Annotated in this window: 14 protein-coding genes and 1 riboswitch; of the genes, 1 reads left to right on the top strand and 13 read right to left on the bottom strand. The window is 71.7% G+C overall.

Annotation, left to right across the window (positions count from 1 at the left end):
• Positions 1–5: 5 nt before the first annotated feature.
• The 13 genes from Q1B24_RS11735 to Q1B24_RS11675 form a co-directional block, all read right to left on the bottom strand.
• A complete protein-coding gene (locus tag Q1B24_RS11735) occupies positions 6–1,292 on the bottom strand; it encodes a serine hydrolase domain-containing protein (protein ID WP_299928300.1) in 1,287 nt (428 codons plus the stop codon).
• Between the two features lies 1 nt (position 1,293).
• On the bottom strand, positions 1,294–4,158 hold the full coding sequence (gene gcvP, locus Q1B24_RS11730; protein ID WP_299928297.1) for an aminomethyl-transferring glycine dehydrogenase: 2,865 nt from the start codon (positions 4,156–4,158) through the stop codon (positions 1,294–1,296).
• Between the two features lie 63 nt (positions 4,159–4,221).
• A riboswitch (glycine riboswitch) is annotated at positions 4,222–4,328 on the bottom strand.
• A gap of 95 nt (positions 4,329–4,423) precedes the next feature.
• Positions 4,424–4,990, bottom strand: a complete 567-nt coding sequence (locus tag Q1B24_RS11725; protein WP_299928857.1) for a MerR family transcriptional regulator — start codon at positions 4,988–4,990, stop codon at positions 4,424–4,426.
• Positions 4,991–5,232: 242 nt separating this feature from the next.
• Positions 5,233–5,700 (bottom strand): bifunctional nuclease family protein, encoded by a 468-nt coding sequence (locus Q1B24_RS11720; RefSeq protein WP_299928294.1) that lies wholly within the window; start codon positions 5,698–5,700, stop codon positions 5,233–5,235.
• Between the two features lie 53 nt (positions 5,701–5,753).
• The gene (locus Q1B24_RS11715) at positions 5,754–6,494 is read right to left on the bottom strand and encodes a MerR family transcriptional regulator (RefSeq protein WP_299928291.1); all 741 of its coding nucleotides are present in this window, start codon (positions 6,492–6,494) and stop codon (positions 5,754–5,756) included.
• Between the two features lie 3 nt (positions 6,495–6,497).
• Positions 6,498–7,010, bottom strand: a complete 513-nt coding sequence (locus Q1B24_RS11710; protein WP_299928288.1) for an FHA domain-containing protein — start codon at positions 7,008–7,010, stop codon at positions 6,498–6,500.
• Positions 7,011–7,151: 141 nt separating this feature from the next.
• On the bottom strand, positions 7,152–7,538 hold the full coding sequence (gene gcvH, locus Q1B24_RS11705; protein WP_299928285.1) for a glycine cleavage system protein GcvH: 387 nt from the start codon (positions 7,536–7,538) through the stop codon (positions 7,152–7,154).
• Positions 7,539–7,587: 49 nt separating this feature from the next.
• Complete coding sequence (locus Q1B24_RS11700; RefSeq protein WP_299928282.1) at positions 7,588–8,340, bottom strand: DUF881 domain-containing protein; 753 nt, start codon at positions 8,338–8,340, stop codon at positions 7,588–7,590.
• The gene (locus Q1B24_RS11695) at positions 8,333–8,665 is read right to left on the bottom strand and encodes a DUF1290 domain-containing protein (RefSeq protein ID WP_172261349.1); all 333 of its coding nucleotides are present in this window, start codon (positions 8,663–8,665) and stop codon (positions 8,333–8,335) included. The genes Q1B24_RS11700 and Q1B24_RS11695 overlap by 8 nt, the downstream gene beginning before the upstream one ends.
• Positions 8,662–9,570 carry a DUF881 domain-containing protein gene (locus tag Q1B24_RS11690; protein WP_299928272.1) on the bottom strand — a complete coding sequence of 303 codons (909 nt, stop codon included), beginning with the start codon at positions 9,568–9,570 and terminating at the stop codon, positions 8,662–8,664. Before Q1B24_RS11690 ends, Q1B24_RS11695 begins: the two co-directional genes overlap by 4 nt.
• Positions 9,563–10,168: a CDP-alcohol phosphatidyltransferase family protein gene (locus Q1B24_RS11685; protein WP_299928854.1), complete on the bottom strand. Its 606-nt coding sequence runs from the start codon at positions 10,166–10,168 to the stop codon at positions 9,563–9,565. The genes Q1B24_RS11690 and Q1B24_RS11685 overlap by 8 nt, the downstream gene beginning before the upstream one ends.
• A gap of 14 nt (positions 10,169–10,182) precedes the next feature.
• Positions 10,183–11,247: a hemolysin family protein gene (locus tag Q1B24_RS11680; protein ID WP_299928269.1), complete on the bottom strand. Its 1,065-nt coding sequence runs from the start codon at positions 11,245–11,247 to the stop codon at positions 10,183–10,185.
• Positions 11,237–12,586 (bottom strand): hemolysin family protein, encoded by a 1,350-nt coding sequence (locus Q1B24_RS11675; RefSeq protein ID WP_299928266.1) that lies wholly within the window; start codon positions 12,584–12,586, stop codon positions 11,237–11,239. Before Q1B24_RS11675 ends, Q1B24_RS11680 begins: the two co-directional genes overlap by 11 nt.
• A gap of 257 nt (positions 12,587–12,843) precedes the next feature.
• On the opposite strand from Q1B24_RS11675, the gene Q1B24_RS11670 reads away from it, so the two are divergent.
• The gene (locus Q1B24_RS11670) at positions 12,844–14,376 is read left to right on the top strand and encodes a sulfatase (protein ID WP_299928263.1); all 1,533 of its coding nucleotides are present in this window, start codon (positions 12,844–12,846) and stop codon (positions 14,374–14,376) included.
• The last annotated feature ends 3 nt before the right edge of the window (positions 14,377–14,379 follow it).

Below are 14,379 nucleotides of genomic sequence, written 5' to 3'. Positions count from 1 at the left end.
CCGGCTCAGCGCGGGTGCCCGCCCGGCACGTCGACGTCCGGGTCGTAGGGCGTGCGGGTGTAGACGAACGTCGCACACTCGAGGTGGTGGACCGACCCGTCGGGACGGCGTACGACGTCGAGCCGCTCGCCGCGGTGGTAGCCCGAGACCCCGACGAGCGTCCCGTGGACCGGTTCGAAGCGATCGGTCACCACGTTGCCGCGTGCCATGGCGCGCAGCTCGAGCCCGTCGTTGTGCCAGCGGACGTCGTAGGCGGTGTTGCCCCAGAACCACACGCCCGGCACGCCGTCGGCCTCGCGCGGGACGGCGGCGGTCGGGCGCCACGGAGCCGGCCGTGCGTCCTCGGCGTCGGGGTCGCCGTCGATGAGCGAGACGGCGAGCTCGCGCGGGTCGATCCCGGTGGTCGCGTTGGCCAGCACCACTGCTCCGATGCCGCTGTCGGGGTCGACGTGGAGTGCGGCCAGGAAGCCCGGCATCGACCCGTTGTGCCCGACGAGCCGTCCCCCGGGGTGGATGCCGAGCATCAGCCCGAGTCCGTAGTCGGGCGTGACGGGCCGCTGCATCTCCGCGAGCGAGGACGCCGCGAGCAGGTCGGGACGTGCCCCGCCGAGCACCTGGCCCCAGGTCACGAGGTCGGCGAGCGTCGACCAGAGCTGGCCGGCCGGCGCCATCGCCCCGGTGTCGGTGAGCGGCTCGTGGACCCGGACACCCGTGAAGTGGTCGACGCTCCAGCCGGGCTGGGCTCCGGGACGCGGCAGGTACGACGTCGCCCGCATCCCGAGCGGCTGGAGCAGCCGCTCGGCGACCAGCGAGCGCCACGGAGCCCCGAGCCGGCGGGCCACGACCTCGCCGAGGAGGCCGTAGCCGAGGTTGGAGTAGTGGAACCAGGCACCCGGCGGCGCGACGCGGCCGCGTCCGTCGTTGGCCGCGGCCAGGGCGGCGAAGTCCCCACCGCGCGTGCGCTCCCACCACGGTCCCCGGGGCTCGCTCTGCATGCCCGACGAGTGCGCGAGCGCGTCGCGGATCGTCACCTCGCCGTAGCCGACGTCGCCCAGGTGGGCCGCGAGCGTGTCGTCGAGGTCGAGCAGCCCCTCGTCGCGGGCCTGCACGACCAGGACGGCCGTCATCGTCTTGGTGATCGAGCCGATCCGGTACTGCCCGTCCAGTCCGGGCGCCTCCCCGGCCCCGCCCGCCCACACCGCGCCGTAGCGGTCGAGGACGGCGCCGACCACCGAGGTCAGGCGCCCCTCGGCCTGCGCGACGTCGAGCAGCCGCTGGCGCTGGTCACTCATGTCAGTCCTGCGCGAACGCCTCCGGCGGCGGGCACGCGCACACCAGGTTGCGGTCGCCGTAGGCCTGGTCGATGCGGGCCACGGGCGGCCAGTACTTGTCGGCGTCGATCCCACCCGGGAACACCCCGACCTCGCGCGAGTAGGCGCGGTCCCAGTCGCCGACCAGCGCGCGGGCCGTGTGCGGCGCGTGGCGCAGCGGCGAGTCCTCGGGGCTCCACTCCCCCGCCTCGACGCGGGCGATCTCGCCACGGATGGCGATCATCGCGTCGCAGAACCGGTCGATCTCGGCGAGGTCCTCCGACTCGGTGGGCTCCACCATGAGCGTCCCGGCCACCGGGAACGACATCGTGGGCGCGTGGAAGCCGTGGTCGACGAGCCGCTTGGCGACGTCGTCGACGCTCACCCCGCTGGCCTTGGTGATCCCCCGCAGGTCGAGGATGCACTCGTGGGCGACGAGGTCGCCGTGACCGCGGTAGAGCACCGGGAAGTGGCCCTCGAGCCGCGTGGCGATGTAGTTGGCCGACAGGACCGCGACGGCGGTCGCCCGGGTCAACCCCTGGGCCCCCATCATCCGGATGTAGGCCCACGTGATCGGCAGGATGCCGGCCGAGCCGTAGGGCGCCGCGCTGATGGGGCCGATGCCCTGCCGCTTCTCGGTCTCCGGGTGCCAGCCGTGCGAGGGCAGGTACGGCGCCAGGTGGGCGCGTACGGCGACCGGGCCGACGCCCGGGCCACCGCCGCCGTGCGGGATGCAGAAGGTCTTGTGGAGGTTGAGGTGGGACACGTCGCCACCGAACTCGCCCGGACGTGCCCAGCCGAGGAGCGCGTTGAGGTTCGCGCCGTCGACGTAGACCTGTCCACCGTGGTCGTGGACGATCTTGCACAGGTCGGTGATGGTGTCCTCGTAGGCCCCGTGGGTGGAGGGGTAGGTCACCATGATCGCGGCGAGCGTGTCGGCGTGCTGGTCGCACTTGGCGAGCAGGTCGTCGAGGTCGACCGAACCGTCGTCGGAGGCCTTCACCACGACGACCTTCATGCCGGCCATCACGGCCGACGCGGCGTTGGTGCCGTGCGCGGACGACGGGATGAGGCACACGTTGCGGCCGCCGTCGCCGTTGGCCACGTGGTAGCCACGGATCGCCAGCAGGCCGGCGAGCTCGCCCTGGGATCCGGCGTTGGGCTGCACCGAGACCTTGTCGTAGCCGGTGACCTCGGCCAGCCACCGCTCGACGTCGTCGACAAGCTCGCGGTAGCCGGTGGCGTCCTGGGCGGGTGCGAAGGGGTGCAGGTCGGCGAAGCCGGGCAGGCTGATCGGCTCCATCTCGGTGGTGGCGTTGAGCTTCATCGTGCACGACCCGAGCGGGATCATGCCGCGGTCGAGGGCGTAGTCGCGCGAGGACAGCCGGTGCAGGTAGCGGAGCATCTGCGTCTCGCTGTGGTGGGAGTTGAAGACCTCGTGGGTGAGGTAGTCGGTGGTGCGCCGCAGGTCCTCGGGCAGGCCCGAGACGGCGTCGTCGCCACCGGGCGCGACACCGAACGCACGCAGCACGGCCGCGACGGTCGACGGGCTGGTGCGCTCGGACGTCGACAGGCCGACGTGGTCGGCGTCGACGAGCCGCAGGTGCAGCCCGACCTGGCGGGCGGCCGCCACGACCTCGCCCGCGCGGCCGGGCACGGCCACCGTCAGGGTGTCGAACCAGGTGTCGTTGACGATGTCCGCTCCCCCCGCCCGCAGCGCCTCGGCGATGCGGCTCGCGTGGTCGTGGGTGCGCTGGGCGATCCGGCGCAGCCCCTCGGGGCCGTGGTAGACGGCGTACATCGAGGCCACCACGGCCAGGAGCACCTGCGCGGTGCAGATGTTGGACGTCGCCTTGTCGCGACGGATGTGCTGCTCACGCGTCTGGAGGGCCAGGCGGTAGGCCGGGCGGCCCTCGGCGTCGACCGACACCCCGACGAGGCGCCCGGGCAGGTGCCGCTCGAGGCCGGCCGCCACCGACATGAAGCCGGCGTGCGGACCGCCGTAGAAGAGGGGTACGCCGAAGCGCTGGGACGAGCCCACCACGACGTCGGCGCCGAAGGTGCCGGGGGCCTCGAGCAGCGCGAGGGCGAGGATGTCGGCCGCCACGACCGCCAGGCCACCGCGCTCGTGCGCGGCGTCGATGACCGGCCGCGGGTCGCGGACCGCGCCCGAGGCGCCGGGGTACTGGACGAGCACGCCGCACAGGTCGCCGTCGGGAAGGCCGTCGGCGAGGTCGGCCACGACGACCTCGATGCCCATCCCCTCGGCGCGGGTGCGGACCACGTCGATCGTCTGCGGCAGCGCGTCGGAATCGACGACGAACGGGCCGGTCGCGTTGCGCTGCGCGCGACGTACGAGCGTCATCGCCTCGGCAGCGGCGGTGCCCTCGTCGAGCAGCGAGGCGTTGGCGGTGGGGAGGCCGGTCAGGTCGGCCACGACGGTCTGGAAGTTGAGCAGCGCCTCGAGGCGGCCCTGGGAGATCTCGGGCTGGTAGGGCGTGTAGGCGGTGTACCAGGAGGGGTCCTCGAGCACGTTGCGCCGGATCACCGCAGGCGTGATGGTGGCGTGGTAGCCCAGCCCGATCATCGCCTCCGCCGGGCGGTTCTGCGAGGCCAGGGTGCGCAGTGCGCGGGCCGTCGCCTCCTCGTCGAGCGCGTCTGGCAGGTCGAGCGCCGCGGCCGAGCGGATGCCGCCCGGCACCGCGGCCGTCATCAGCGACTCGAGCGACTCGTGACCGATCGCCTCGAGCATGTGGGCGACGGCCGCGTCGTCCGGACCGATGTGGCGGGCGACGAACTCGCCCAGCGAGTCGGCGGGGCCGGCGGCGGTCGGGGTGGTGTCGGGCACGAGGGCTCCTGAGGTCGCGACGCTTGACCTCCCCCTCTGTCAGCCCGGTGACCTCCAGAGTGCCAACCCAGTGCGGTCCGGGTGCCTGAGAGGTTCCGGGGAGGAATTGCCCCTTCGGCGCACGACGTCCGGTCGGGGACCGTGCGCCGCGACTCTCCCGCATGGGATGTCGGCGGCACCGAGTCTAGCGGGAGGGCACCGAAATGCCCGAGGCCGCCCGGTGGACGGGCGGCCTCGTGGGTGGAACGGGAGGGTCGGGTGGGAGTCAGCCGGTCTGCCGCGCGGCGCGACGGGCGGCGAGCTCGTCGCTGGGCGACGGCGCGGCCTGCTCCGCCGTGCGCTCCGACGGCAGCTCGGCGAGGGTGCCCTCGATCTCGCGCCAGACGCCGCCGATGGCGATGCCGAAGACGCCCTGGCCGCCCTGGAGGAGGTCGATGACCTCGTCGTTGCTGGTGCACTCGTAGACCGAGGCTCCGTCGCTCATGAGGGTCACGCGGGTCAGGTCGTCGGTGCCGCGCTCGCGCAGGTGGGCGGTCGCGGTGCGGATCTGCTGCAGCGAGATGCCGGCGTCGAGGAGGCGCTTGACGACCTTGAGGATCAAGATGTCGCGGAAGGAGTAGAGACGCTGCGAGCCCGAGCCGGCCGCTCCCCGCACGCTGGGCTCGACGAGCCCGGTGCGGGCCCAGTAGTCGAGCTGGCGGTAGGTGATGCCGGCGGCGTTGCACGCCGTCGGGCCGCGGTAGCCGGTGTCGCTCGGGAGGGGCGAGACGTCGTCGTCGAAGAGCAGGCCCTGCTCCTCGGCGAGGTCGGTCGCCTCGGCCGCAGCCTTCATGCGGGCGGCGTCGGCGCCGTTCTCGTTCTCGTTGCTAGCCACAGTGACCCTCCAGGTCAGTTCCTCCGCTGAGCGGTAACTCCTGGGGGAAGGGCCCGCCCGGCGCCGGAGGACCGACAACCACAACGGTGGAGTTACAACAGAGACAGTTCAACGTAAGCCCGATCCGACGGGTTGTCCATCCATCGAGCGGCGTGTCGCAACCATCAACCTTCACTTGAGGGTGAGGGTCTGGACGAGCGTCAGGGGGACTCGAAGTCGTCGGGCGACACGTGGTCGAGGAACTCGCGGAACCGCTCCACCTCGTCCTCCTGCTCGGCGGGCACGGCCAGGCCGGCCTCGTCGAGGACGGCCTCGGCGCACACGATGCGCGTGCCGGTGCGCAGGGCGAGGGCGATCGAGTCCGAGGGACGGGCGCCGACCTCGGCGCCGCCGTCGAAGACGAGCTGCGCGAAGAACACCCCGTCCTTCATGTCGACGATGCGCACCTCGTCGAGGCGCTGGCCGGTGGCCTCCAGCACGTCGCGCATCAGGTCGTGCGTCAGCGGGCGCGGGGGCGTGACGCCCTGCTGGGCGAAGGCGATGGCCGTCGCCTCGACCGCCCCGATCCAGATCGGGAGATAGCGCTCGCCCGTCACCTCGCGCAGCAGCACGATCGGCTGGTTGGAGGGCATCTCGACGCGGACTCCCACGACGTCCATTTCGCGCATGCGCCCACCCTACTCACGTGTCCTGACGCGATCGCGCGGGTGGGGCGGGCGGTTCAGCCGCGGTCGAGACCGACCTTCACGAGGGTCGCGTGCAGGCGTACGGACAGGGCCGCGATCTCGGACGTGGCGTCCTCGGCCCGTCCTCGCGCAGCCGCGTCACGGCCGCGGGCGAGGGGGGCGACCACCTGCTGCACCAGGCCGACCTCGCGGTCGGCGGCCGTCTTGAACGCACGCAGGTGGCGGGGCTCGAAACCGAAGTCGGCGAGCTCACGGGCGGTCTGCGCGACGACCAGCGCGTCGCTGTCGAAGTGGCCCGTTCCGCTGCGGGCGCTGACCAGTCCGTACTGCTCGAGCTCGGTCAGCAGGTCCTCGGAGATCTCGGCCACCTTGAGCAGCTCGCGGCGTGAGAGGCGCAGGTCGCTGCTGCGCCGGAACGACTCGGGGCTCGGCAGTCCGTCGGCGCTGAGCGCGACCTTGGGCACGGTCGGCACGACCGACTCGATCGCCGGCGGCTCGAGCCCGCGGTCGATGGCGTCGAGGTGGTCGCCGATCACCTTGAGCGGAAGGTAGTGGTCACGCTGCATCGTCAGGATGTAGCGCAGCCGCGACACGTCGTCGGCGGAGAACTTGCGGTAGCCGGCGGCCGTCCGCTCGGGCTTGACGAGGCCCTGGTCCTCGAGGAACCGGATCTTGGGGATGGTCACCCCCGGGAAGTCGGCCCGCAGCTGGTCGAGCACCTGCCCGATGTTGTAGCGGGCGCCGCGACTCGCACCCGAGGCCGTCGAGGCACTCACGGATCAGCTGTCCGGGTGGGAGGAGAAGAACACCAGCCGGTACTTGCCGATCTGCACCTCGTCGCCGTCGTTGAGCTCGACGGAGTCGATCCGGTCACGGTTGACGTAGGTGCCGTTGAGGCTGCCGACGTCGCTGACGGTGTAGCCCGATCCCGACCGGCGGAACTCCGCGTGGCGGCGCGAGACAGTGACGTCGTCGAGGAAGATCTCGCTGTCGGGGTGTCGGCCGGCGCCCACGACGTCGACGTCGAGGAGGAACCGGCTGCCGGCGCTCGGTCCGCGCTGCACGACCAGGAGGGCGTGGCCCTCGGGGAGGGCGTCCACCGCTGCCGCGTCGACGGCGCTCAGCTGGCGGTCGGACGACTCCCGCTGGTCGGGGACCCCGAAGGTGATGGTCGCAGTGGACTCGACCGGGCTCGCGCCCGTGTCCTCCCCAGCGAGCAGCTTGGTGCCGCACTGGGCACAGAAGCGGGCATCGTCAGGGTTCTGCTTGCCACAGGCGGTGCAGAACGGCATGGAAAGCTCCTCGACGGATCGACGCCCAACCCTCAGCCGAGAGTTGAGGTTGACGGTTTCCCCGAACCTACCAGCCCGCCGTTGGCGACGGCGGGCGGTCGGGGAACACGGGTGGGCAGGTGGTGGGACAGGGGTTGCGGGTCAGCCGTCCAGCGTGGCCTGGTAGGTCGAGGCGTCCATGAGGCCGTCGACCTGCGAGCTGTCGGGGACCCCGACCTCGAACAGCCAGCCCGCCTCGTAGGGGTCGCTGTTGACCAGCTCGGGCGTGGAGTCGAGGGCGGCGTTGGTCGCCACCACCTCCCCCGTCACCGGGGCGTAGATGTCGCTGACCGACTTGGTGGACTCGAGCTCGCCGCAGGTCTCCCCCGCCGTCACCTGGTCGCCCACCTGCGGGAGGGAGACGTACACGATGTCGCCGAGGGCGTCCTGGGCGAAGTCGGTGATCCCGATGCGGACCGAGCCCTCGGTGTCGCCGGGGGTGCGGACCCACTCGTGCTCGCTTGTGTACTTGAGGTTCTCCGGATGCACGGGGACTCCTAGGTGCAGTGGTGGTGTGTGGCTGCAGGTGTGCGGCAGGCTACTGGCCGGTGCCGAACTCTGCATGCTCCGGTCGGGTGGGCTCACGGACGCTGGTGATCTGGACGGCCTCGAGGTCCTCCACGTCGACCGTGGCGCCGTCGTAGGTCTCCAGGGTCTCGATGGGTCCGGTGGAGAACTCGAGAGCCGTACGGAGCACGTGCGGGTCGCCGATCACCTCGAGGACGTAGGGCGGCTCGAGGAGCTGGCCGTCGACCTCGATGCCACCCACGCCGTTGTCGAAGGAGGTGTCCGCGCCGAGCCGGATCGAGTCGTTGAGCTCCATCGCCTCGGCACCGGCCGTGCGCAGCTCCTGCACCGTGTCGAGCAGCGACCCGACGTTGACGCGGGTGGACGACTCGTTGATGGTCATTCGGATGCCCGGTCCGGTGACCGGCACCAGGCCGGCGATGATGTTGAGGGTCCGCACCCGCTGCTCGGCCTCGTCGAGGGCCGCGAACCTGGCCTGGTTCTCGTTGGCGAGCTCGTCGCGCCGCGCCTCGAGCCGGTCGACCTCGCGGCGTGCGCGCTCGGCGGTGCCGGTGAGCCCGTCGAGCACCTCGACGAGCTCACTCTCGCGGAGACCCGCATAGGTGTCGTTGGCCGCGGTGTCGCGCACCTGGACGATGAAGGCGAAGCCGAGGACAGCCAGGAGCGCCGCGACCACGACCTGGCGCCGCGACGGCCGCACCACGGCCTTCCGTAGCCGGTCGCGACCGGGTTCGGGCTCGGGGTCGGTGCGGTGCTCAGGCATGGAAGACGTGCCTGCGGATGGCTGCGACGTTGGAGAAGATGCGGATGCCCAGCACGACGATCACGCCGGTGCTGAGCTGCGAGCCGACACCGAGCTGGTCGCCGAGGTAGACGATCGCCGCCGCGACCACGACGTTGCTGACGAAGGAGACGACGAAGACCTTGTCGTCGAAGATGCCGTCCAGGTAGGCGCGCAGCGCACCGAAGACCGCGTCGAGCGCGGCCACCACGGCGATCGGCAGGTAGTTCTGCAGGCTGAGCGGCACGTCGGGGGCGAAGACCAGCCCGGCGATGATGCCCAGGAGCAGGCCGAGGGCGGCTATCACGGCGAGCTCCCTTCTCGTTCAGGCCCGTTGTTGGGATCGGCGTCGAGCTCGATCACATCACGAAGGACGCGTTCGGGCGCAGCCGGCAAGCGGATGTCATCGACATTCTGGGCGTCGTAGACAAATCCGTAGTTGGAGACGCGGGCGAACCACTGCTGACCCTGCGAGCTCTCGACGAGCCGGGCCTGCAGCGTCTGGGGGTCACCGATGGCCGAGACCTCGTAGGGGGCGTTGACCGGGCGGCCGTTGACGTGGACGGCGCGGTTGGTGTTGCGGATGCCTCCCAGCGCGTTGATCCGCTGGTCGTTGATCGCCACGGCCTCGGCCCCGGCCGCGAACAGCCCGTCGACCAGCGTGGCGAGGTCCTCGTCGAGCACCTCCCCGTCCACGTCGCCGCCGGGCCGGTTGTCCACCGTGATCCGTACTCCGGGACCGTGGACGGCGGAGAAGCCGGAGACGAGCTCGGCGCGCCTGACTCGCGTCTCGATGTCGTCGAGCTTCGCCTGGTTCCTCGTGCTGCTGCTCGCGAGCGCGGCGTTGGACCGGTTCAGCTCCGCGACGTCCCCCTGCAGGCCGCGCACCTCCTCGCTGCGGCTGTCGATCTGCTCGACCAGCGCTGTCCGGCTCAGCTCGTTGGCCGGCGCCTCGCGGTCGGTCTGCACGGCGACGACGGCCGCCATCACGCCGAGCGCCGCCACCGCGAGCAGGCTGGACCAGTGCGGTCGCGCCACCTGCGGGCGTACGTCGCCGTCTGCGGCCCGCTTCTGGGCCACGTGGGCGTAGTCCTCGTCCATCGACCGCGCGGTGATCAGCGTCAGGAGCGGCGTCGTGACGTGCTCGGGCAGCGGGCGGTCGGTCTCGAGGTGTGCCGCTCGCGGCCCGGGACGCGGCTGCGACTCAGCCATGGTCGGTCGCCGGGAACGTACGACGCGGTGTCTCGCGCACCAGGGTGCGGACCTGCCAGGCGTAGAGGACCCCTGCCCACCAGTAGAGCCCGATCCCCCACCAGGCGAAGGCCCAGCCGAAGTTGCGGGCGAGCGTCGCGACGATGCCGTCACCCTCGCCGAGGAGCAGCAGCGGGAAGGCATAGAGCAGGTTGAACGTGGCCGCCTTGCCGAGGAAGTGCACCGGCAGCGCCGAGAAGCCGCGGGTGCGGAGGATCGGCACGAGGCCCCAGAGGAAGAGGTCACGCAGCGGCAGCGCGATGGCGACCCACCACGGGATGATGTCGCGCAGGAAGAGGCCGACCACGACGGCCAGGATGTAGAGCCGGTCGGCCACCGGGTCGAGGATCTCGCCCAGCGTGGAGTACTGGTCGAGCCGGCGCGCCAGCCACCCGTCGAGGAAGTCGGTGAACCCGGCGACCATGAGCACGACGAGGGCGATCGCGTCGGCCTCCGGCCCGAGCACCAACCACAGGAAGAGGGGTACGCCGGCGAGCCGCACCACACTGATGATGTTGGGCACGGTCCAGACGCGAGATGCTCCCTCGGACACGGTCAGACCCTATCCAGCGCTCAGTGAGCCTCGACGCCGGACACGTCGTGGTGCGCGGCGTCGCGGATCTCACCGACGAGCTCCTCGAGCACGTCCTCGAGCGTGACCAGGCCGATGACGCTCCCGTCGCGCTCCACGACCCGCGCCATGTGGGCGCCCTTGACCTGGAGGCTCTCGAGGGCGTCGTGGAGCAGGTCGTCGGGGTGGATGGAGGCGAAGGGACGGATCCACTTGTCCTCGATGACGCGCGAACGCTTGTCGTCGTCGGACTCCAGGGCGTCCTTGATGTGGAGGTAGCCCAGCAGCGTGCCGTCGTCGCCGGCGACCGGGAACCGGCTGAAGCCGGTGGCCGCGCACACGGCCTCGACGTCGGCCACGGTCGAGCCCGGGGCCACCGTGGCCAGGGTGTCGGGCGCCATCACGATGGCGGCGACGGACTTCTCGGTGAAGCCGAGCGCGCCGGCGAGCCGGTCGTACTCGTCGGCCTCGATGAGTCCCTCGCCCCGCGACTCCTCGACGAGGGCGGCGACCTCCTCGCGGGTGAAGCTGGAGTGGACCTCGTCCTTGGGCTCGATTCGCATGACGCGCAGCACCCCGTTGGCCGCCATGTTCATGCCTGCGATGACCGGGCGCAGCACGGTGACGATCGCCATCATGGGCGGGCTGAGCACCATCGCGGCCCGGTCGGCCCCGGCGAGCGCGATGTTCTTGGGCACCATCTCGCCGAGCACGACGTGCAGGTAGACCACGATCGACATCGCGACCACGAACGACACCGGGTGCAGCAGGTCGTCGGGCAACCGGGCGGCGTGGAAGACCGGCTCGAGCAGGTGGGCGACGGCCGGCTCTCCGATCGCACCCAGGCCGAGCGAGCAGACGGTGATGCCGAGCTGTGCCCCGGCCATGACGAGCGAGATGTTCTCCATGGCGCGCAGGGTGGTGCGGGCGGCCCGCGAACCCTCTTGGGCGCGCGGCTCGATCTGGCTGCGGCGAGCGGCGAGCAGGGCGAACTCCGCGCCCACGAAGAAGGCGTTGAGGCCGAGCAGCACGACGGCGAGGCCCACGCCGAGGAGGTCACTGTTCATGGTCGGCCTCCCCCACCAGCACGAGGTCGAGCCGGTCGATGCGCAGGCCGTCCATCCGTTGCACGGTCAGGGTCACCAGGCGCTCGCGCACCTCGTGGGGGTCGCTGCGGTCGGGCACCGGGAGCTCGACGCGGTCACCGGGCTCCGGGATCTTGCCGAGCTCGCGCATGACGAGGCCGGCCACGGTGTCGTAGTCCTCGTGGTCGGGCAGCTCGATGTCGGTGACGTCCTCGACCTCGTCGGGACGCAGCAGCCCCGACAGGGTCCAGCTGCCGTCGCGGCGCTGGCGGATCCGCGCGCCGAGCCGGTCGTGCTCGTCGGAGATGTCGCCGACGATCTCCTCCACGACGTCCTCGAGCGTGACGATGCCCGCGTGGCCGCCGTACTCGTCGAGGACGACGGCCATCTGGAAGCCGTCCTGGCGCAGCAGGGCCAGGAGCGGGTCGAGCCGCAGGCTGTCGGGCACGACGACGGGGCGGACCATGACGCGCTTGATGCGGGTGGTCGCGCGCTCGTGGACCGGCACGGCGACCGCGTGCTTGACGTGCACGGTGCCGACGACGGTGTCCTCGGCGTCGAGGACCGGGAAGCGGGAGTGCCCGGTCTGGCGGGCCAGCTCGATCACCGCTGAGACCCGGTCGCCGTCCTCGACGGTCGTGGTCCGCACGCGGGGGGTCATGATCTCGCCCGCGGTGCGGGTGCCGAACTCGACCGATCGCTCGACGAGCTCGGCGGTGTCGGCGTCGAGCGTGCCCTGGTCGGCGGACCGCTGGACGAGCGAGGAGAGCTCCTGGGAGCTGCGGGCGGAGCGGAGCTCCTCCTGCGGCTCGATGCCGAGGCGGCGCACGATGGCGTTGGCCGACCCGTTGAGCGCCCGGATGGGGCCGCGGGTGAGGGCGGTGAAGCCGCGCATGAAGCCCTGGGTGTTGCGGGCGGTCTCGAGCGGGCGGGCGATGGCGATGTTCTTGGGCACCATCTCGCCGAAGATCATCGTGACGACCGTGCCGATCGCGAGGCCGAGCGCGAGCGAGAGGGGTGTCACGACGCTCTCGGCCACCCCCGCGGACGCGAGCGGGCCGTCGATCAGGTCGGAGATGGCCGGCTCGGCGAGGAAGCCGATGGCCAGGTTGGTGACGGTGATGCCGACCTGGGCGCCGGACAGCTGAGTCGACAGCGAGCGAAGAGCCAGCTGGACGCCGCGGGCGCCCTCGTCGCCGGCGGCCGCGGCGCGTTCGACGCTGGGCCGGTCGACGGTGACGAAGGAGAACTCTGCGGCCACGAAGAGGCCGCAGGCGGCCACGAGGGCCAGCGACACGAGCAGGAGCAGGAGGGGGGTCACGACGCGCACCCGGTGGTCAGTGCGGTCGTGCGGGGACTTTGACTCTCGTCCATGGCGGCTGCTGCGGGTTCCTTCATCTCGTGCGATCGGGGCATGCGCCGAGCCGTGGTGCGCGGCGTCGGCGAGTCCACAGGGTAGCGGTCGGGTCCATTGTCACCCCAGTCGTCGTGTCGCCTTGGGGAGGCGGCCTCCGGCGCCCTACTCTTGCGCCGACACGGGCGGACGAGCAGGCCCTCAGGGTCTCGGCGAGGGGCAGCATGCGAGCGTGGGCACAGTCGATCACGGCTGCCCTCCTGATCGTCCTCGTCGCCACCCTGGCCACGGTCACGGCGACCAGCGACACGGACCAGGCGCGTGCGGCGGGCACGGTGCGGATGGTGCAGGGCACCCTGTCCCCCGGCACCGGAGCCGACGAGACGACCCGTCCCAACCTGGTGTTCGTCCTCACCGACGACATGCGCGACGACGACCTCGACCACATGCCGATCACCCGGCGCCTCCTGGCCGACCAGGGCATGGAGTTCACCGACGCGATCTCGCCGCACCCGCTCTGCTGCCCGGCCCGCGCCCAGCTCGCCACCGGCCAGTACGCGCAGAACAACGGCGTCCAGCACAACCGCGGCGTGAACGGCGGCTTCGACGCGCTCGACCCCACGCAGGAGGCCAGTGTCTGGTTCCGCGCCGGCGGCTACCGCACCGCGTTCGCCGGCAAGTTCCTCAACGGCTACCACCCCGGCGACGTGCGTCCCGCCGGGTGGTCGCGGTGGGACGCGCTGACCCGCGGGGTCTACGACTACGTCGACTTCACGATGACCGGTGACGGGGACCCCCGCCGCTACACCGACAGCTACATCACCTCGGTGATCGAGGACCGCACCAACGAGGCCGTGCGCGACTTCGCGCGCACCGGCGACCCCTTCGTCGTCTACGCGTGGCACCTCGCGCCGCACTACCGGATCAGCCCCGAGGGCGGACGCAGCCTGCCTCCCGCGGCACCGCAGGACCAGGACCTGTTCCTCGACGAGCGCCCGTCCGCGTTCGACGACCCCTCCTTCAACGAGGAGGACGTCACCGACCAGCCCGCCTACCTGCGGCACCGCGCCCCCGCGTCGCGCGACGAGGTGGCCGCGGAGAACACCGCCCGGCTGCAGTCGTTGCAGGCGGTCGACCGTGCGGTCGGGTCCCTGGTCCAGACGCTGGACGACGAGGGCGTCCTCGACGACACCTACATCGTCTTCACCTCCGACAACGGCTACTCCCTCGGCGAACACCGCTTCGTCGGCAAGGACGTCCTCACCGACGAGGCCCTGCAGGTCCCGCTGCTCGTGCGGGGCCCCGGCGTGGTCCCCGGTGCCACGTCCTCACTGCCCGCGACGCTGGTCGACCTCCCCGTCACCTTCGCCGCCCTGACGGGAGTCACCCCGCAGTGGCAGGTTGACGGCACGTCCCTGGCGCCGACCCTGCGCGGCGAGCCCCAGCCGTTCCGGGACACGACCCTCATCCAGACCGGGCGCACCCTGGGCAACGGCTGGTCGCACCGGGGCGTACGCACCGAGCGCTACCTCTACGGCACCGACGGTCTCGACACGTTCCTCTATGACCGGCTGCTCGACCCCTACGAGATGGTCAACCTCGCCGATGACCCGGCCTACGCCGGCGTGCGGTCCACGCTCGAGATGCGCCGCCGCGAGCTCGTCGACTGCGCGGGCTGGACCTGCAACCAGCAGTTCGGTCCGGTCCCCGAGCCGGTGACGGGCACGGCGTCCGGCGCCGCCCGCGGCTCGTCGTGACCA

The organism is uncultured Nocardioides sp. (genome assembly GCF_947488025.1).
GTDB lineage: Bacteria > Actinomycetota > Actinomycetes > Propionibacteriales > Nocardioidaceae > Nocardioides.
This window is presented reverse-complemented; position numbering and strand designations above follow the sequence as displayed.

Coding starts and splice junctions, on each gene's coding strand:
- Q1B24_RS11690 (WP_299928272.1), bottom strand. CDS start 9,570: ATGGCTGAGTCGCAGCCGCGTCCCGGGCCGCGAGCGGCACACCTCGAG.
- Q1B24_RS11735 (WP_299928300.1), bottom strand. CDS start 1,292: ATGAGTGACCAGCGCCAGCGGCTGCTCGACGTCGCGCAGGCCGAGGGG.
- Q1B24_RS11725 (WP_299928857.1), bottom strand. CDS start 4,990: ATGAAGGCTGCGGCCGAGGCGACCGACCTCGCCGAGGAGCAGGGCCTG.
- Q1B24_RS11720 (WP_299928294.1), bottom strand. CDS start 5,700: ATGCGCGAAATGGACGTCGTGGGAGTCCGCGTCGAGATGCCCTCCAAC.
- Q1B24_RS11700 (WP_299928282.1), bottom strand. CDS start 8,340: ATGCCTGAGCACCGCACCGACCCCGAGCCCGAACCCGGTCGCGACCGG.
- Q1B24_RS11680 (WP_299928269.1), bottom strand. CDS start 11,247: ATGAACAGTGACCTCCTCGGCGTGGGCCTCGCCGTCGTGCTGCTCGGC.
- Q1B24_RS11670 (WP_299928263.1), top strand. CDS start 12,844: ATGCGAGCGTGGGCACAGTCGATCACGGCTGCCCTCCTGATCGTCCTC.
- Q1B24_RS11710 (WP_299928288.1), bottom strand. CDS start 7,010: ATGCCGTTCTGCACCGCCTGTGGCAAGCAGAACCCTGACGATGCCCGC.